The sequence below is a fragment of the Brucella rhizosphaerae genome, from assembly GCF_002252475.1.
GTDB lineage: Bacteria > Pseudomonadota > Alphaproteobacteria > Rhizobiales > Rhizobiaceae > Brucella > Brucella rhizosphaerae.
Genome location: NZ_NNRK01000026.1, coordinates 197,892 through 214,879, shown reverse-complemented (window position 1 = coordinate 214,879; position 16,988 = coordinate 197,892). Strand labels below are relative to the sequence as shown.

Sequence of the window (16,988 nt, the reverse complement as noted above, 5' to 3'; positions counted from 1 at the left end):
AGTATTATTTATATTTTCATTATATAAATTAGGGGTTTCATTAATGGAAATCAATTTCAGTAAAGTTATACCTTATATTTTCAGTGAAGAAGGCGGATATGTTGACGATCCACGCGACCCCGGCGGCGCCACTAATATGGGAATTACCATGGCGACGCTCTCTGCATGGCGAAAACATGCCATATCAACGTCAGATGTAATGGACCTAAGCCAGGCAGAAGCTACGAAAATCTATCAAGAGCAGTTCTGGGACAAGATCGATGGTGACGAACTTCCGTCGGGTATCGACTATGCCGTTTTCGACTTCGCAGTGAATTCGGGACCAGGCAGGGCGGCAAAAGCACTGCAGGGCATCGTCAATTTACCTGAAGATGGTGTCATAGGCGACCAAACCATTGTAGCGCTTTCCAATCACTCACCAGACGTGATCATCAATGCACTATGCGACGCGCGCGCCGCATGGCTGAGAGGATTGTCCACAGCTTCAACCTTCGGCAGTGGCTGGCTTGCACGGGTTGAGCGTGTCCGATCTCGTGCACTTGCGCTTGCGGCAAAACCATCCGTCACTCAACCTGCGGAACCCAGCGCAGACCCGCTGCCGAAAGCCCGCCAAAGCGATACGGCCGTTAGTACTGTGCTAAAACACCCCGAAGCGCTTGGCACTTTGGGCAGTGCCGCATCAGGCATAGTAGCGATCGCTTCCGGCAACGGGCCTGTACAATATGCGCTTGCAATCGTCATGCTCGCATGTACCGCTGTTGGCCTCTGGTACTTCATAAGGCGGGTTAGAAGTGAGCCCTGAACAATTCTTTCTTGAGAACATTTCAAAAAATTGTAATTCGCTCTATGTTGCGCTTCGCGTGCTGTGCACCTTATATGCGCAATTAGAGCGCGTTTCGATCTGACTTCATCAGATCGACACGTCTCAATTATTTGTTTTCACGCGCATCTTTTCCGAAAACCGTTTCACACTTTTCGGGATGCGCTCTAAAGTCCGGCGAAGTCTCGGTGATCGTGAAGCTATTATGACTTTCCCTGTCACCGGAAAAACGCTAGATACGCGCAGATACTCAGACGCATGCCTGTTGTGGCATCGCCAAGAATAAAGGAATCGAAACTTGTCCTCTACTTTTGACAAAGTCGCCGACATCATTGCCGAAACAAGTGAAATCGATCGTGACACCATCACGCCCGAAAGCCACACCATTGATGATCTGGGCATCGACAGCCTCGATTTCCTCGACATCGTCTTTGCGATCGACAAAGAATTCGGCATCAAGATTCCGCTTGAACAGTGGACGCAGGAAGTGAACGAAGGCAAGGCGCCGACCGAAGAGTATTTCGTTCTGAAGAATCTCTGCGCCAAGATCGACGAGCTGGTAGCAGCCAAAAAGGGCTGACCAGCCACGAAAGCTGACGGTATTAAAGGGTGAACATCCGTGTTCGCCCTGATTCCGTTTCTGGATCACGCACAGCATCCACAAGCACAGCATTTACGGGCAGAACCGAACTATGCAGAGCAATAAAGTCGTCATCACAGGAATTGGCATCATCTCTTCGCTAGGCGAAGGACTGGATGCGCATTGGAATGCTTTTTCAACGGCAGACGGTCAGCCGCGCCTCGAAAAGGAAGCCTTTGCGCCCTACACAGTTCATCCGCTGGGCGAAGTCGACTGGGGTTTGCAAATCCCCAAGCGCGGCGACCAGCGCCAGATGGAAACATGGCAGCGGCTTGGTACCTATGCGGCAGGCCTCGCGCTTGACGATGCGGGCATCAAGGATGACGAAGCACTGTGCGCAAGCATGGACATGATTGTGGGTGCCGGTGGCGGCGAACGCGATATCACTGTCGATATGCAGATTCTCGAAGAAGGTCGCAACAGCAACAATCGCGGTGTGATGCTCAACGAGAAGCTCTCGACGGAACTTCGCCCCACCCTGTTTCTAGCTCAGCTTTCCAACCTGCTGGCGGGCAATATCTCCATTGTTCATAAAGTGACCGGCTCTTCCCGCACATTCATGGGCGAAGAAGGCTCCGGCATTGCCGCAATTGAAACGGCTGCAGCCCGTATTCGGTCGGGCCAGAGCACACATGCGCTGGTCGGCGGGTCTTACAATTCCGAGCATTTCGACATGATTCTCGGTCACGAGCTTGGCGGATTGCTCAAGCACGACGGCTGGGCTTCACTGTGGGAACGTGAGGGCACTGCCGGTGGCGGCATGATTTCTGGTTCTGGCGGCGTGTTCCTCGTGCTTGAAAGCGCAGAACATGCTGAAAAGCGTGGCGCGCGCGCCTATGCAGAAATTACGAGCATCGAAAGCGCCCAAATCCGCCGCGATGCAGATGATCTCGAAAAAACCGTGCGTGAACTGGTGCTTGCTGCCAATGGCGGCAAAGAACCTCAATATGTCATTTCCGGCTCGTCCGGCGCACATGCCGCAACCGCCGCCGAAAAAGCTGCACTTGATGCGGCTTCTGCCGCTTATCGCGGCGTTACCGGGCTAACCGGACATTTGCGCGAAGCTCAGTTCCCGCTGGCGCTGGCGCTGGCAGCTATTTCTGTTTGGAAAGGCGAGGCTTTCGCACCAACAAGCCCGTCTGAAAAGGCGATTGATGGACCGATCAGCGAAGCCATAGTCACCACCATCGGTGCAACTCGCGCTGAGGGTGCCGCAAAGCTGGTGAGAGCATAAGATGACCAAATATACAGACCATCTCGGCCGTCCCATCGTTGCAATTACAGGTGCTGGCGTTGTTTCCTCCCTTGGACAGGGCAAGGAAGACAATTGGGCTGCTCTGACCGGCGGACGCTCCGGCATTCATGACATCACCCGCTTTCCGACGGAAAGCCTGAAGACACGCTTCTCCGGCACTGTCGACTTTCTGCCTGAAAGCAATGTCGGCTCCTCCGCCCTCTCCGAGGCGCTCGCACGTCTTGCCGGTGAAGAAGCGCTTGCACAGTCCGGTCTTTCTGTCACCAATTTCGGTGGCCCGCTTTTCCTTGCAGCACCTCCCGTTGAGCTCGACTGGAAAAGCCGCTTTGCACTCGATGCAAGCATCAAGGACGCAGGCCCGGCCAGCTATCAGCTTCTGCTCGAAGCCTGTCGTCGTGCGCGTCAGGACGAGCTCTTCAATACGACCCAGTTCGGCTATATCGCCGAGCGCCTTTCAGAAATTTTTGGCACACGCGGCCTGCCGGTTACGCTTTCGACTGCATGCGCTTCGGGTGCTACGGCTATCCAGCTCGGTGTCGAAGCCATTCGTCGCGGCGAAAGCGACCGTGTTCTTTCGATCGGCACAGACGGTTCGGTATCAGCTGAATCGCTGATCCGCTTCTCACTACTGTCAGCGCTTTCGACCCAGAATGACAAGCCAGAAAAGGCCTCAAAGCCCTTCTCCAAAGATCGTGACGGTTTTGCAATGGCCGAAGGTTCTGGCGCGCTCGTCATGGAATCGCTTGAAAGTGCTGTTGCGCGTGGCGCAAAGGTTCTGGGCATTCTGGCTGGCTGTGGCGAAAAGGCCGATGATTTCCACCGCACGCGTTCCAAGCCGGATGCCTCACCTGCTATCGGCACAGTACGTGCGGCACTAGCTGATGCCGGTTTGACTGAAGACCAGATTTCTTACGTCAACGCTCATGGCACTTCGACGCCGGAGAATGACAAAATGGAATATCTCGCCTTGTCGAGCGTCTTTGGTGAACAGATTGCGTCGATCCCGGTGTCATCGAACAAGTCGATGATTGGCCATACCCTGACTGCTGCTGGTGCTATCGAAGCTGTGTTTTCACTGCTGACGATTCAGACCGGTACATTGCCGCCAACCATCAATTACGATAATCCAGACCCGGCTATTCCGCTTGATGTTGTACCGAATGTGAAGCGCGACGGACAGGTTTCCGCGGTGCTTTCAAACTCATTTGGCTTTGGTGGACAAAATGCCAGCCTTGTTTTGACGGCAAATCCGAATTAATCGGACTAAAAGTTATATATTCTCGGTAATCCCGGAAGGCCGAATGCTTTCCGGGATTATGTCTTGAAAAGGATAAGTTCATGCGCGCCCTACAGCTTCTCGACGATCGCCGCCTTGAAATGACCGATATCGCTGCGCCTGCCGCACCCGGTAATGGCGAAGTTACGGTCCGTATCAAGGCCGTCGCACTCAACCATATCGACGTATGGGGCTGGCGCGGCATGGCATTCGCCAAGCGCAAGATGCCGCTGGTCATCGGTGCAGAAGCTTCCGGCGTTGTAGATGCAATCGGCCCAGGCGTTTCCAACGTCCTGCCGGGACAGCTCGTTTCGATCTACGGTGCACGCACTTGCGGTCTCTGCAAGGCTTGCCGGGAAGGCCGCGATAATCTTTGCGAACATGTCGGCGGCGTTCATGGCTTCCATCTCGATGGTTTTGCCTGCGAAGCCGTTAACCTGCCAGCGCGTCTTCTGGTGCCTGCACCTCCCGGCGTTGATGCTATCGCCGCAGCTGTCGCTCCTGTGACTTTCGGTACAGTCGAGCACATGCTGTTTGATAATGCGAAACTTCAGCCGGGTGAAACTGTTCTGGTTCAGGCTGGCGGTTCCGGCATTGGTTCGGCTGCAATTCAGCTTGCCAAGAAAATGGGCTGCACTGTCATCACCACCGTTGGCTCTGATGATAAGATTGAAAAGGCCAAGGCACTGGGTGCCGATCACGTCATCAATTACCGTGTTGACCGCTTTGAAGGTGTTGTGCGCAAGCTCACCAAAAAGAAGGGCGTCGATGTTGTGTTCGAGCATGTCGGCGCAGACACATGGGCAGGTTCGATGCTTTGCATGAAGCGCGGAGCACGTCTCGTTACCTGCGGTTCGACCTCCGGCGTTTCAACCAACATGAACCTGATGCAGCTTTTCCAGCAGCAGCTCAAAATCCTCGGCTCCTTCGGCTGCCGCATGGAAAACATGGCTGATGCGATGCAGAAAATGGCGCAGGGTGTTGTTCATCCGGTCATCGACACGATCGTTGGCTTTGACGACATCGATACCGCTTTGAAGCGTATGGAAGGCCGCGACGTCTTCGGCAAAATCGTGTTGCAGATCGACTAAGCATTTGATGTTCAAGTTCAAGCTTCTTCTCTTCAAATGGTCACGCAAGCTCAAGCAGTTCAACTACTGGCTTTGGGCGCAGGCCGTATTTCTCGCTCTGGCTCTGCTGCGTCTGTTGCCTGCAAAAAGCGCCATTCGCTTTTCGGCATGGTTTGCACGTCGGGTCGGACCACTTACGCCCCGGCATAAGGTCGCGACAAACAATCTGCGTCTTGCCTATCCAGAAAAGAGTGATGCTGAAGTCGAAAAGATCGCCATCGAAATGTGGGATTCGATGGCCCGCCTTTTCGCGGAATATATCTTTCTCGACGCAATCTTCGATTTCGACCCAACGGCAGCTAAACCGGGCCTCATTGAGGTTGAAGGCATCCCAATTTTTGAACGCCTGCGTGATGAGAAGAAGCCGCATATTTTCTTCACCGCGCATACGGGCAATTTTGAGCTTCTCCCGATCTGCGCCGGTACATTCGGCCTCGACGTAACTGCCCTCTTCCGGCCACCGAACAATCCCTATATTGCCAAGACAGTTCTCAAGGCGCGCCACACCAATATGGGGCATCTGGTGCCATCCAAGGCCGGTGCAGCATGGTCATTGGCGCGTATTCTGGATAGTGGCGGCAATGTCGGCATGCTGGTGGACCAGAAGTTCCAGCGCGGCGTTCCATCGACCTTCTTTGACCGCCCCGTGAAGACCAATCCGCTTTTGGCAAAGCTCGCGCGTCAATATGATTGCGACGTCTATCCGGCACGCTGCATTCGCCTTCCCGGTGGTCGCTATCGGCTTGAACTCAAAGAGCGGATGGAGTTGCCACGCGACGAAAAAGGCGAAATCGATATCGCCGCGACTGCACAGCTTCTCAATGACACCGTTGAAGGCTGGGTGCGGGAATATCCCGGCCAGTGGATGTGGTTCCACAAGCGTTGGGGCTAAAAGCTCAATATCTGCGTCCGGCCAACACTGGTCGGGCGCATTTTTATTTTATGATGTCAAAACATCCTGCAAGGGAGACCACCATGCGTCCTATCGCTATCGCACCATCCATCCTTTCGGCTGACTTTTCGCGTCTGGGAGAAGAAGTCGATGCCGTGCTTGAAGCCGGTGCCGACTGGATCCACATCGACGTCATGGACGGCCATTTCGTGCCAAACATCACGTTTGGCCCACAGGTCGTAAAAGCAATTCGTCCGCGCACCAAGGCATTCTTCGATACGCATCTGATGATTGCGCCTTGCGATGCTTATCTTGAACCCTTTGCCAATGCAGGTTGCGATCTGATCACGATCCATGCCGAAGCTGGAGCACATACGCACCGCTCGCTTCAGAATATTCGTGCAATGGGCAAAAAGGCCGGTCTGGCGCTTAACCCTGCAACCCCAGTTGAAGCTCTGACAAACGTAATCGACGATGTTGATCTCGTTCTCGTCATGACAGTCAATCCAGGCTTTGGTGGCCAGAAATTCATTGCGCCGATGCTCGACAAGATCAAGCGTGTGCGCGAGATGGTTGGCGACCGTCCAATCGACATCGAAGTGGATGGTGGCATTACGCCTGAAACAGCTGGATTGGTTGTGGCTGCAGGTGCAAATATTCTTGTGGCAGGTTCCGCCGTCTACAAGGGTAACTCGGTCGAAACCTATCGCGCCAACATCACCGCCATTCGCGAAGCCGCAGAAGCAGCAAGATAAGCCGAAAATCTCGGCTTTTGTGCGTTGAGCAGAGGCTTAGGCTCTGCTAAACACCGCGCATTCCCTTTACCCAGGACCTGCAGCCCGGCAGACGGGCCGCCAAAACAGGATATGCCCATGATCCCGCGCTATTCCCGGCCAGAAATGGTCGCCATCTGGTCTCCCGAAACCAAGTTCCGCATCTGGTTTGAAATTGAGGCCTATGCCTGTGAAGCGCTCGCCGAACTCGGCGTGATCCCCAAGGAAGCTGCCAAGACCATCTGGGAAAAGGGTAACGTTGCGAAATTCGATGTCGCACGTATCGATGAAATCGAAGCCGTCACAAAGCATGACGTCATCGCATTCCTGACGCATCTTGCCGAATTCATCGGCCCAGACAGCCGTTTCGTTCATCAGGGCATGACCTCTTCAGACGTGCTGGACACGACACTGAACGTACAGCTCGTTCGCGCAGCCGATCTGCTTCTCGCAGATATGGACCGCGTTCTTGCAGCGCTCAAGAAGCGCGCCTTTGAGCATAAGGATACCGTCCGCATCGGCCGCAGCCACGGCATCCATGCCGAGCCGACAACAATGGGCCTGACCTTCGCGCGTTTCTACGCCGAAATGGTCCGCAACCGTTCGCGTCTCGTTGCAGCACGTGCAGAAATCGCGACAGGTGCCGTATCAGGCGCTGTTGGCACATTCGCCAATATTGATCCACGCGTTGAAGAATATGTCTGCGAGAAGCTCGGCCTGGAAGCAGAACCGGTTTCGACGCAGGTTATCCCGCGTGACCGTCATGCTATGTTCTTTGCAACGCTTGGCGTCATTGCATCGTCAATCGAGAATGTGGCTATCGAAATCCGTCACATGCAGCGCACTGAAGTTCTGGAAGCGGAAGAGTTCTTCTCACCCGGCCAGAAGGGTTCTTCGGCAATGCCGCATAAGCGCAACCCGGTTCTGACCGAAAACCTGACGGGCCTTGCTCGTCTGGTTCGCATGTCGGTCGTGCCTGCTATGGAAAACGTTGCACTCTGGCACGAACGCGATATTTCGCATTCGAGTGTTGAGCGTGCGATTGGTCCCGACACCACCATCACGCTTGATTTCGCGCTGAACCGTCTGGCTGGCGTTATCGAAAAGCTCGTGATCTATCCCGACAACATGCTCAAGAACATGAACAAGTTCCGTGGTCTGGTGCATTCGCAGCGCGTTCTGCTCGCTCTTACGCAGGCTGGCGTATCCCGTGAAGATTCCTATCGCCTCGTGCAGCGTAACGCCATGCGGGTCTGGGAACAGGGTGCAGACTTTTTGGAAGAACTTCTGGCTGATCAGGAAGTTCGTGCAGCTCTCTCTGAAGAGCAAATCCGCGAAAAATTCGACCTTGGCTATCATACCAAGCATGTGGATACGATTTTCAAGCGTGTGTTTGGTGAAGCATAAGGCTTCATAAAAAGAATCCGAAAAAATCCCCATGTTTCTGAAAACATGGGGATTTTTTATTGTGAATTAAATGCTGGTTCTGATCGTGTTGATCACATTGCCCCATGGATCTTCAAAGACGTGGTTATTGCCGCCACGAGTATCTTCCATTTCAACCCATCCAAGACCCGTACGGTCCTGATCCCGTTTACCAGCACCTGAGCTCTGCCATGCGTTGGCACCAATATGGTGATGATAGCCGCCGGTAGACAGGAACACCGCCTTGTCGCCATAAGTTTGGACGGTATCGAAGCCCAGTTGCTGATGCCAGAAAGCTTCAGCGTCCTTCGCATTGCCAACGCGCATGTGAACGTGACCAATCACAGTATTCTGCGGCGCGTCATTCCACTCACCACCTTCACGATCAATAACACCGAGAAGATTTTTCACATCGAGCGCTTCGGTACCCATCTTCACGCGATCACCCTGCCACTGCCAGGTCGTGTGCGGACGATCGGAATAGATTTCGATGCCGTTGCCTTCCGGGTCTGTCAAATAGATAGCTTCACTGACATTGTGATCGGACGCACCAGCAACGGGCAGTTGCTTGTCGATGGCGCGGCGCGACCAGCGTGCAAGATCACCACGTGTTGGCAGCAGAAATGCGGTATGATAGAGACCCGCGCTGCGCGGATCGTCGGGCTTTGCTGCAGAAAACTGTTCGATTTCCATCAATTCGCGATCACCGGCGCCCAATACAATGGAAGCGCCACGGCGTGTCATTTCACGCAAACCCACGACATTGCGATAATATTCCGCAAGACCTTCAGCATCGCGGGCCTTCAGGCCAACACGTGCCACACGCACCGGCGTGGTCATGGCGAAAGGCAAAGGTGCGCTTTTGGCAGTATTGCCTGTTGAGGCAACCCGTTCTTTAGCCGCCATCTTCAGTGTCTGTGTCATATCATTCTCCTTCGGCAGCACTTCTGCGCGCGCGGAAAGAATATTGCTCATGACTGCAGCGCCCGCAGAACCGAGCATAGTTCTTCTGCTGATAGTCATAGCCGTTAAATCCTCTCCATAGTTATCTTCCCGCTAAAGATCACAACTTCGAGAGCGATTCACAAGATGGCGATCAGCGAACAAGCTGTTCATCATTTGCGTCAATCATCTTCGCGGGACCGTCTTATCCCAAACCGCTTAATAGTTTTTGGTGTACACAACGACCGAGCTTGAAGACGGGCAAAATCGCCTCTAAATAGGGGACATGAAAGTCAAAGACACAGATATCCTCATTATACCCGGTTACACCAATTCCGGCCCCGACCACTGGCAGACCCGTTGGGAGAACAAGCTCTCGACGGCACGGCGTGTCGAGCAGGCCGAATGGTCGAAGCCTGTAAAGGACGATTGGGTCGCGCAGCTTGTGAAAGCCGCCAACGAGGCCACAAAGCCCATTGTGCTTGTCGCGCATTCGCTTGGTGTCGCCACCGCGCTTCATGCCATGCCCCACATTCAGCATAAGGTCGCTGGCGCGTTTTTCGTAGCACCGCCGGATGTTTCAAATGAAAAAATCCGCCCCAAGCATCTTTTGACTTTTGGTCCTTATCCGCGTGAACCGCTTCCGTTCCCAACGATTACCGTTGTTAGCCGCAATGATCCTTTTTCGAGCTTTGAAGCCGCGGAAGAAGTCGTGAAGGATTGGGGGGCGATGTTGATCGATGCGGGTGAATCCGGCCACATCAATTCAGAATCTGGCCACGGCCCATGGCCGGAAGGCACAATGGTTTTCACTGAGTTCATGACCCGGCTTCAACCCATAAAACAGCATTAAATCAAAGTCTTATATTGCTTTCTGATCATATAGATTCAGAGCATAACTGAATGCGGCAGATGAAAAAGACATCTGCCGCTTTTTTCTTATGCGCGGACGGCATCAACAAGCGTTTTTGCGCCGAGCCGGATATAGCCGCCATCATTTCCCAACGTCAGGAACTGGAAACCAAGCGGAATATAGCGACGTGCAAATTCGGCCGAAGGCGAATAAATGCCCGCAAATTTTCCTGCAGCCGCAGCCTTACGTGCAATGATGCTAATCGGCTCGATGATTGCTTCGGAATCCGGATTGGCTTCGCGACCATTGCTCCAGGCAATCGAGAAGTCGGCAGGACCAACGAACACACCATCAATGCCGCGCACATCGAGAATCGCATCAAGCGCATCATAAGCGTCGCGCGTTTCGATCATCGCAAAAGCCAACGTGTCCTGATTGGCTGTAACGAGATAATCATTCGAGCCCGGCGTGCCGTAATCCGCGTTAGCACGGAAAACGCCCCAGGAACGCTCGCCAACCGGCGGATATTTCATCGCGGCCGCAAATCTGCGCGCATCTTCGACAGAGTTGATCATCGGCGCAATAACAGCCTGCGCGCCAAAGTCGAGCGCACGACTTGCCATATCAAAGCGTCCGACGGGAATGCGGACGATGGGTGGCTTTCCTGCGTTCAGGATTAACCCGAGGCTGCGCAACACACTTTGCTCATCATGGCCACCATGCTGCATATCGAGCGTTACGGCGTCCAGAGCACTATGAGCCAAAATTTCAACAGTCAGCACTTCCGGCAGAGACGACCATGCAGAAAGAACTGTTTCTCCGGCACGAAGACGCGAAGACAAAGACATGCTTATTTCCCCTACTTCAAATGATAAGGGCGGAAATGCGTTTTGCATTTCCGCCCCTCAGATATTAGTTAGCCCTGCTGTACTTGCTGGACTGCTTCCTCAAGGAAAACAAACATTTTTTCACGAATGGTTTCATCTGCAACCTTAACGCCAGCTGCATCAAAATCGGCGCGAATTTTGCGGAAGACGTCTTCATCGCCTGCTTCTTCAAAATCTGCAGCGACAACTTCACGAGCATAGGCATCAGCGTCTGCATCGTGCTTGCCAAGCAATTCTGCAGCCCAGAGACCGAGAATCTTGTTGCGGCGAGCCTCTGCTTTGAAACGTAATTCAGCATCAAGTGCGAATTTGCTTTCGAAGGCGTTGCGGCGGTCATCCATGCCAGTGGTCATTCATACAGCTCCCAAGACTTTAAAGCATTTCCAGCAAATGCTTTTCAGCATTTGCGCAGGACAATGCGACAAGACAATTGCTTAGAACATGTCCTCAGATTGATCACAAAACTGAACACGCTCTAAGTTATACGAGATCGTCATCCGTTCTCTTGCCTAAAGCTGGCAAGGGGCGCAAGATTATACAAGAGCCAAACAGCACTTTCTTGATTTATATGGCTCTTAAACGCTTAAAACGGGGGAACGGGTACAAAGCAGGATTGTTAAAAGCCCACAATTGCTATACGTAGCCCGCGAGAATAGCGGCAAAAGCCGATCATCACATTTTTGGAAATCCGAGAAAAGCCATGAACCGTCGCCGCCGTATTTACGAGGGCAAGGCCAAGATTCTTTATGAAGGCCCTGAGCCCGGTACGCTTGTCCAATTCTTCAAGGATGACGCAACCGCGTTTAACGCGAAGAAGCATGAGATTGTTGACGGAAAAGGTGTGTTGAATAACCGCATCTCCGAACACATTTTCACCCAGCTTAACCGCATTGGAATTCCGACCCACTTTATCCGCCGTCTCAACATGCGTGAGCAGCTGATCAAGGAAGTTGAAATCATTCCGCTTGAGGTCGTTGTTCGCAACGTTGCCGCAGGCTCCATGTCCAAGCGTCTCGGCCTCGAAGAAGGCACCGTCCTGCCACGCTCGATCATCGAGTTCTATTATAAGGCAGATGCCCTCGACGACCCAATGGTCACCGAAGAACACATCACTGCTTTCGGCTGGGCCAGCCCGCAGGAAATCGACGACATCATGGCTCTCGCCATCCGTGTCAACGACTTCCTTACCGGTCTGTTCCTCGGTATCGGCATCCAGCTTGTCGACTTCAAGATGGAATGCGGACGTCTTTTTGAAGGCGACATGATGCGTATCGTGGTTGCTGACGAAATCTCTCCGGACTCAGCGCGCCTTTGGGATGTCAACACGAATGACAAGCTCGACAAGGACCGCTTCCGCCGCGATATGGGCGGACTGGTTGAGGCCTATCAGGAAGTGGCGCGCCGTCTCGGCATTATGAACGAGAACGAAACGCCCCGTCCTTCCGGCCCCACGCTTGTGAAGTAAAATCCGCACAGCCCGGCAACTCACGTTCCGGGCTGTTTTCATTGTTGTTACTATAGATCAGCAGGAACTACAGAGTGATCAAGGCACGCGTCACCGTTACACTGAAAAACGGCGTTCTCGACCCGCAGGGCAAAGCTATTGTCGGCGCGCTCGGCAGCCTGGGTTTCGAAGGCATTAACTCCGCACGTCAAGGCAAGGTCTTCGATCTCGAACTCGAAGGCTCGGACAAAGCTAAAGCTGAAGCCGATCTCAAAGCCATGTGCGAGAAGCTGCTCGCCAACACGGTTATTGAAGATTACGCGATCGTCATTGGCTGACGCGCTGCGGTAATTGTTTGTTTTGCGCATGTTGCCAACGGATTGAGCGGGACTAAAATCAGTCCATCGTCTGATCTTCCCGCGAGAGCGGTTTCCGCTCTTTCCCGACATGCTGTGAAGCCTTTCTATTTCTTGCGCGCTTTCAGAACGGCCAACGAGCGGTTTTGAAAGGCACTCAAATTCAAAGAGACGTAAACGCCATGAAAGCAGCAGTCGTTCTTCTTCCCGGCCTTAACCGTGACCGCGACATGATTGCGGCCATAACCAAGATTTCTGGTCAGGCGCCTGTAACCGTCTGGCAGACTGATACCAGCATTCCTGACGATGTTGATCTGATCCTCATCCCAGGTGGTTTCTCCTACGGTGATTATCTGCGGTGCGGCGCGATTGCAGCACGCATGCCGGTCATGCAGGCAATCCGTGAGAAAGCCGATAAGGGCGTGATGGTGATCGGCGTTTGTAACGGTTTCCAGATTCTCGTTGAAGCTGGCATGCTGCCGGGCGCTTTGATGCGTAATACTTCGCTCAAGTTTGTCTGTCGCGAAGTGAAGCTGGAAATCAGCAACGCCAATACGGCATTCACGCGTGGCTATCAGCCTGGCCAGATCATCCGTTGCCCTGTGGCTCACCATGACGGCAACTACTTCGCCAACGCTGAAACGATCAAGCGTATCGAAGGTGAAGGTCAGGTTGTATTCCGCTACGCAGACGGCACCAACCCAAATGGCTCGATCAACGATATCGCAGGCATCGTCAATGCTCGCGGCAACGTTCTCGGTATGATGCCTCATCCTGAAAACCTGATTGAAGGTGCCCACGGTGGCGACGATGGCCGTGCCCTCTTCGCAGGCGCGTTGGGAATTGCTGCTTAGAGCATGTTCTTGTCTGATTGAATCAGATTATCGGTCTATCTTCTTGTTTTGACGCATATCTTTTCCGGAGAAAATTTCGCATTTTCCCGGATAAGCTCCAAGTGATACACCGCCAATCACACAAATCAAACGGCCTTTGTTGCGAAACGGAGGCCGTTTTTTATTGCCTGAAATGAGCGACTTCAAATCTGCTACCCAAAGAGAACTCTGTTCTCAGGGCCTAGCGTAACGCGCAAATTCATGGCAGCTTGAGAGCCAGATACTTCCTGCGGCAACCGAATCGGGGAACTATATCGATGCAATTATACTCACGTCTTCTCTCCCCCTATTCCGCTTTTGTACGTGGCGTTCTTTACCTCAAGGAACTACCGTTCAAGGCTATTAATCTCCCATATCCATTTCCGGCAGACTTTAGCCAGGTGACACCGCTGAAGCGCGTCCCTGTACTGATAACCGGGTCTGGCGAGACGCTGTTTGAAGCTGCGGTGATTGCGGAATATCTGGAGGACCATTTTCCGGAAATGCCGGTTCTGCCCGGGAGTCCGCGAGAGCGCGCGCTCATTCGGCTTCTTGCACGCGTAACCGAGCTGGAAGTGCTTGGACCAGCGATGAAACTGTTCATTCTCCTCAGCAAGCCCGAGAAGGACGACGCTACAATAGATCGGCTCTTTACAAAGCTTCGCAGAGGTCTGAGCGTGGTTGAATCGCGGCTCACCGATGAGGCTTTTGCACTTAGCGATGCGCCGACACTTGCAGATGCGTGGCTTGTGCCTGTGCGCTTTCTCATGGAACCACTCAAGAAGCTTTCTGGGAAAGCCGATTTGCTGGAAGCTTACCCCAAATTCGACACATATGCGGTGAAAGCAAAGCAAGACCCGGTATTCGAACTTATCTGGAATGAGATGAATGACGGGTTGAAGGCTTTTATGCCACAGCTTGCCTGAGTTATCCCAACCGCCTTTAAAGCGTATCTCATCTGAAAATGGCTTGGCTGTTTTTGAGATGCGCTCTAACGCTTTGTTTCTACGCATTTTCCTGCGCATCTGCATAAAGCTTTTGCCGGAAATGCTCTGATGGAGTCTTCCTTGAAGAATAAGACCATTGCGCTTGTAGCTCTTCCGGCGCTTGCACTGTTTGCAGCTTGTACCCCAAAGCCTGCACCCGGCCCTGTTTCCATCGATTCCAATAAAGCAGCACTCCCAACCATGGAGCGAATTGCTTCCGGGGCTAACAGTTGCTGGTTCAAATCCAGGGATAAGGACTTCCGCGGTTATACACTCGCGCCAGAACTCAACTCGTTTACGGGACGCCCACGCTTTCTGATTGTGCCTTCGCGCAATCTGGCAGGACGTCCGCTGCTCGTTGTTCAGGCACAGGGCAACCCGGCACGTATTGAGGCTTTTGGCCCGATGATGCAGCAGGCACATGGCAGTCGTATTGCCAAAGACATCAACCGTTGGGCATCAGGCCAGAAAGACTGCTGATCTTTTCAAGACCAGCGCGTGATATGCATGTCTTCCAAACCTGTTCCAACTTTTGGAAGACATCGGCTATCGAATATGGAAGCGTACCTTGCGCGCTTCCTTATCTGCTTCGTTGCGTGAAAGACCTATATCGCAGAGCTGTTCATCCGTAAGTTCCATCAACTGGATACGGCTTCGGCGTAGCGTGAGACGCATAGAAACCCATTCGACAAAGTTTTGCCATCCGGAGCGCGGCGCATATGAAACATCTCGCGCCCTCGCTCGAATTGTACCAATTGTATCTATTTCGTCATGCTTGACTGGGACAAATGTCATAGCAAATTGCCTTCATAATCGGCTTTGATCGCCATTTAACGCTCATATTGTGTCAATGACCTAAATACAATTGACTCAAATATCGATACAATGCTTATATTGTGACCATGACAAGTTGGCTCCCCGATCTTACCGATAAATCCGGCCCGCTCTATCTTCAACTGGCTGATGCCATTGAGGCAGCGATTGCAGATGACTCCTTGCCTGCGGGAGTGAAGCTACCGCCGCAACGGAATCTCGCTTACGATCTCAAGGTGACAATCGGTACAATCGGGCGCGCCTATGCTCTCGCGCATGAGCGTGGACTTGTGACTGGTGAAGTCGGTCGCGGCACTTATGTGCTGGGCAACCATGACCGCAAGAATGCACCCCCAGCCTATTCAAGTGATGGCATTGCCGGTACACGCATTCAAGATGCTCCGCTTGATAAAGGGCGCTTTGATACGACTGCTGCGCCTGATGTCGGGCAGAATGCTGTGCTGGAGCCGCTTATCGCCTCTGTCATCCGTAACTTTCCGCACGAGGTGGTCAATTACACGCGGCATTTCCCGCAGCATTGGCTTGAAGCTGGACGGCAATGGCTCAATCAGGAAAACGCGCCCGCAGATGCAAGCAACATCGTAATAACCAACGGTGCCCATGCAGGTGCAATTGCTGCAATCACAGCGTTCACCGCGCCCGGTGATCGGATCGTCTTTGAAGACCTTACCTATACGCAGGTTAGCCGCTCTGTGCGCATAACCGGACGACGCATCGCAATTGCTGCAAGCGACGAACACGGCATGATCCCGGAAGAATTCGAGCGCGTCTGCAATCAACAGCACCCGACAATGGCATTTCTGATGCCGAGTATTCACAATCCAACGCTGGGCACCATGCCCTATGAGCGCAGAGTGGCCATTGCCAATATTGCAGCGCGGCACAATGTCTGGCTTCTTGAAGATGACACTTACGGGGTGATGACGAAGTCAAATATTCCGAAAATCGCTGATATCGCACCAGAACGCACATTCCTGTTGGGCAGTCTTTCAAAAGCTGTGACTGCTGGCTTGCGTTGCGGCTGGGTCGCCTGCCCTCCGCATTGCGCGCAGCGTCTCCGTGTCACACACAAGCTGATGACAGGTGGTGTTTCATTTCTGCTTGCTGAAACGACCGCTCAAATGGTGCTCTCCGGGCAGGCAAACGCCCTTCTGGAAAAATGCTCGGCTGAAATCGAGTGGCGTGAACAACTGGCCCGCAAAGTCTTTGCCGGCTATGACTTCGTTTCTTCGCCCCATGTACCCATTCTCTGGCTGAAATTGCCGGAACCCTGGCTTACAAGCACATTCAAAGCAGCCGCATATGAAAACGGACTGCTCATAGATGATGAAGATGAGTTCAAAGCCGGGCGCATCGATCGTACCTATCACCGGGTTCGCATCGCTTTTTCCTCACCGACCGACCGTAAACAGGTCGAAAATGGCTTTGCAACTTTGCGACAACTGCTGGAAAATGAACAAGCAGGCTATGAAGGCAGCATTTGAGCCGGGAAATCGGCATTTTCCTGTCGCGCTTCCGGCAGAGTTAGGTTAAAGAGGCCCCTTGAAACCTTAGGTGTCCGCCCTTCGGCAGAAGTTTTCGGGTACCGCAGCCTGCCACGGGG

19 protein-coding genes are annotated in these 16,988 nt (G+C 53.1%); 15 read left to right on the top strand and 4 right to left on the bottom strand.

The genetic code is table 11. The annotated features are described in order from the left end of the window. Positions 1-43: 43 nt before the first annotated feature. The 8 genes from CEV32_RS10330 to purB all read left to right on the top strand — a co-directional run bounded on the left by CEV32_RS10330 (position 44) and on the right by purB (position 8,193). Complete coding sequence (locus CEV32_RS10330; RefSeq protein ID WP_094576987.1) at positions 44-802, top strand: glycoside hydrolase family 108 protein; 759 nt, start codon at positions 44-46, stop codon at positions 800-802. 316 nt (positions 803-1,118) lie between these two features. Continuing rightward, positions 1,119-1,400 (top strand): acyl carrier protein, encoded by a 282-nt coding sequence (locus CEV32_RS10325; RefSeq protein WP_094506999.1) that lies wholly within the window; start codon positions 1,119-1,121, stop codon positions 1,398-1,400. A 112-nt stretch (positions 1,401-1,512) separates the two neighbouring features. Continuing rightward, a complete protein-coding gene (locus tag CEV32_RS10320; protein WP_094576983.1) occupies positions 1,513-2,694 on the top strand; it encodes a beta-ketoacyl-ACP synthase in 1,182 nt (393 codons plus the stop codon). A gap of 1 nt (position 2,695) precedes the next feature. Continuing rightward, on the top strand, positions 2,696-3,973 hold the full coding sequence (locus CEV32_RS10315) for a beta-ketoacyl-ACP synthase (RefSeq protein WP_094576979.1): 1,278 nt from the start codon (positions 2,696-2,698) through the stop codon (positions 3,971-3,973). A gap of 80 nt (positions 3,974-4,053) precedes the next feature. Continuing rightward, positions 4,054-5,082 (top strand): zinc-binding dehydrogenase, encoded by a 1,029-nt coding sequence (locus tag CEV32_RS10310; RefSeq protein WP_094576975.1) that lies wholly within the window; start codon positions 4,054-4,056, stop codon positions 5,080-5,082. A 4-nt stretch (positions 5,083-5,086) separates the two neighbouring features. Then, positions 5,087-6,013, top strand: coding sequence for a lipid A biosynthesis lauroyl acyltransferase (locus CEV32_RS10305; RefSeq protein WP_094576971.1), 927 nt, complete (start codon positions 5,087-5,089; stop codon positions 6,011-6,013). An 83-nt stretch (positions 6,014-6,096) separates the two neighbouring features. After that, the gene (gene rpe, locus CEV32_RS10300; protein WP_094576968.1) at positions 6,097-6,768 is read left to right on the top strand and encodes a ribulose-phosphate 3-epimerase; all 672 of its coding nucleotides are present in this window, start codon (positions 6,097-6,099) and stop codon (positions 6,766-6,768) included. Positions 6,769-6,885: 117 nt separating this feature from the next. Continuing rightward, complete coding sequence (gene purB / locus CEV32_RS10295) at positions 6,886-8,193, top strand: adenylosuccinate lyase (protein WP_094576965.1); 1,308 nt, start codon at positions 6,886-6,888, stop codon at positions 8,191-8,193. 66 nt (positions 8,194-8,259) lie between these two features. On the opposite strand, the gene CEV32_RS10290 is transcribed toward purB, so the two are convergent. Further along, on the bottom strand, positions 8,260-9,234 hold the full coding sequence (locus CEV32_RS10290; protein ID WP_374882474.1) for a VOC family protein: 975 nt from the start codon (positions 9,232-9,234) through the stop codon (positions 8,260-8,262). Positions 9,235-9,439: 205 nt separating this feature from the next. On the opposite strand from CEV32_RS10290, the gene CEV32_RS10285 reads away from it, so the two are divergent. Then, positions 9,440-10,006: an alpha/beta hydrolase gene (locus tag CEV32_RS10285; RefSeq protein ID WP_094576962.1), complete on the top strand. Its 567-nt coding sequence runs from the start codon at positions 9,440-9,442 to the stop codon at positions 10,004-10,006. An 86-nt stretch (positions 10,007-10,092) separates the two neighbouring features. Here the strand turns inward: CEV32_RS10285 and CEV32_RS10280 are convergent, their stop codons facing one another. Further along, positions 10,093-10,860: an HpcH/HpaI aldolase family protein gene (locus CEV32_RS10280; RefSeq protein WP_208620848.1), complete on the bottom strand. Its 768-nt coding sequence runs from the start codon at positions 10,858-10,860 to the stop codon at positions 10,093-10,095. Between the two features lie 62 nt (positions 10,861-10,922). Next, the gene (locus CEV32_RS10275; protein ID WP_094576954.1) at positions 10,923-11,246 is read right to left on the bottom strand and encodes a DUF1476 domain-containing protein; all 324 of its coding nucleotides are present in this window, start codon (positions 11,244-11,246) and stop codon (positions 10,923-10,925) included. A gap of 347 nt (positions 11,247-11,593) precedes the next feature. Between CEV32_RS10275 and purC the strand changes: the two genes are divergently transcribed. The 5 genes from purC to CEV32_RS10250 all read left to right on the top strand — a co-directional run bounded on the left by purC (position 11,594) and on the right by CEV32_RS10250 (position 15,031). Beyond that, complete coding sequence (purC, locus tag CEV32_RS10270) at positions 11,594-12,358, top strand: phosphoribosylaminoimidazolesuccinocarboxamide synthase (protein WP_094576952.1); 765 nt, start codon at positions 11,594-11,596, stop codon at positions 12,356-12,358. Positions 12,359-12,432: 74 nt separating this feature from the next. Further along, positions 12,433-12,675 (top strand): phosphoribosylformylglycinamidine synthase subunit PurS, encoded by a 243-nt coding sequence (gene purS, locus CEV32_RS10265; RefSeq protein ID WP_094576949.1) that lies wholly within the window; start codon positions 12,433-12,435, stop codon positions 12,673-12,675. Positions 12,676-12,875: 200 nt separating this feature from the next. Next, entirely contained in the window at positions 12,876-13,547 is a 672-nt protein-coding gene (gene purQ, locus CEV32_RS10260; protein ID WP_094576945.1) for a phosphoribosylformylglycinamidine synthase subunit PurQ, read from the top strand. A gap of 296 nt (positions 13,548-13,843) precedes the next feature. Next, positions 13,844-14,491, top strand: coding sequence for a glutathione S-transferase family protein (locus tag CEV32_RS10255; RefSeq protein ID WP_094576942.1), 648 nt, complete (start codon positions 13,844-13,846; stop codon positions 14,489-14,491). Between the two features lie 141 nt (positions 14,492-14,632). Beyond that, complete coding sequence (locus CEV32_RS10250; protein ID WP_094577462.1) at positions 14,633-15,031, top strand: hypothetical protein; 399 nt, start codon at positions 14,633-14,635, stop codon at positions 15,029-15,031. A 66-nt stretch (positions 15,032-15,097) separates the two neighbouring features. On the opposite strand, the gene CEV32_RS10245 is transcribed toward CEV32_RS10250, so the two are convergent. Further along, the gene (locus tag CEV32_RS10245; RefSeq protein WP_094576939.1) at positions 15,098-15,346 is read right to left on the bottom strand and encodes a DUF1127 domain-containing protein; all 249 of its coding nucleotides are present in this window, start codon (positions 15,344-15,346) and stop codon (positions 15,098-15,100) included. Between the two features lie 107 nt (positions 15,347-15,453). Between CEV32_RS10245 and CEV32_RS10240 the strand changes: the two genes are divergently transcribed. Next, on the top strand, positions 15,454-16,869 hold the full coding sequence (locus CEV32_RS10240) for an aminotransferase-like domain-containing protein (protein WP_094576935.1): 1,416 nt from the start codon (positions 15,454-15,456) through the stop codon (positions 16,867-16,869). The last annotated feature ends 119 nt before the right edge of the window (positions 16,870-16,988 follow it).

Coding starts and splice junctions, on each gene's coding strand:
- CEV32_RS10330 (WP_094576987.1), top strand. CDS start 44: ATGGAAATCAATTTCAGTAAAGTTATACCTTATATTTTCAGTGAAGAA.
- CEV32_RS10320 (WP_094576983.1), top strand. CDS start 1,513: ATGCAGAGCAATAAAGTCGTCATCACAGGAATTGGCATCATCTCTTCG.
- CEV32_RS10315 (WP_094576979.1), top strand. CDS start 2,696: ATGACCAAATATACAGACCATCTCGGCCGTCCCATCGTTGCAATTACA.
- CEV32_RS10310 (WP_094576975.1), top strand. CDS start 4,054: ATGCGCGCCCTACAGCTTCTCGACGATCGCCGCCTTGAAATGACCGAT.
- rpe (WP_094576968.1), top strand. CDS start 6,097: ATGCGTCCTATCGCTATCGCACCATCCATCCTTTCGGCTGACTTTTCG.
- purB (WP_094576965.1), top strand. CDS start 6,886: ATGATCCCGCGCTATTCCCGGCCAGAAATGGTCGCCATCTGGTCTCCC.
- CEV32_RS10290 (WP_374882474.1), bottom strand. CDS start 9,234: ATGACTATCAGCAGAAGAACTATGCTCGGTTCTGCGGGCGCTGCAGTC.
- CEV32_RS10285 (WP_094576962.1), top strand. CDS start 9,440: ATGAAAGTCAAAGACACAGATATCCTCATTATACCCGGTTACACCAAT.
- CEV32_RS10275 (WP_094576954.1), bottom strand. CDS start 11,246: ATGACCACTGGCATGGATGACCGCCGCAACGCCTTCGAAAGCAAATTC.
- purC (WP_094576952.1), top strand. CDS start 11,594: ATGAACCGTCGCCGCCGTATTTACGAGGGCAAGGCCAAGATTCTTTAT.
- purQ (WP_094576945.1), top strand. CDS start 12,876: ATGAAAGCAGCAGTCGTTCTTCTTCCCGGCCTTAACCGTGACCGCGAC.
- CEV32_RS10255 (WP_094576942.1), top strand. CDS start 13,844: ATGCAATTATACTCACGTCTTCTCTCCCCCTATTCCGCTTTTGTACGT.
- CEV32_RS10245 (WP_094576939.1), bottom strand. CDS start 15,346: ATGACATTTGTCCCAGTCAAGCATGACGAAATAGATACAATTGGTACA.
- CEV32_RS10240 (WP_094576935.1), top strand. CDS start 15,454: ATGACAAGTTGGCTCCCCGATCTTACCGATAAATCCGGCCCGCTCTAT.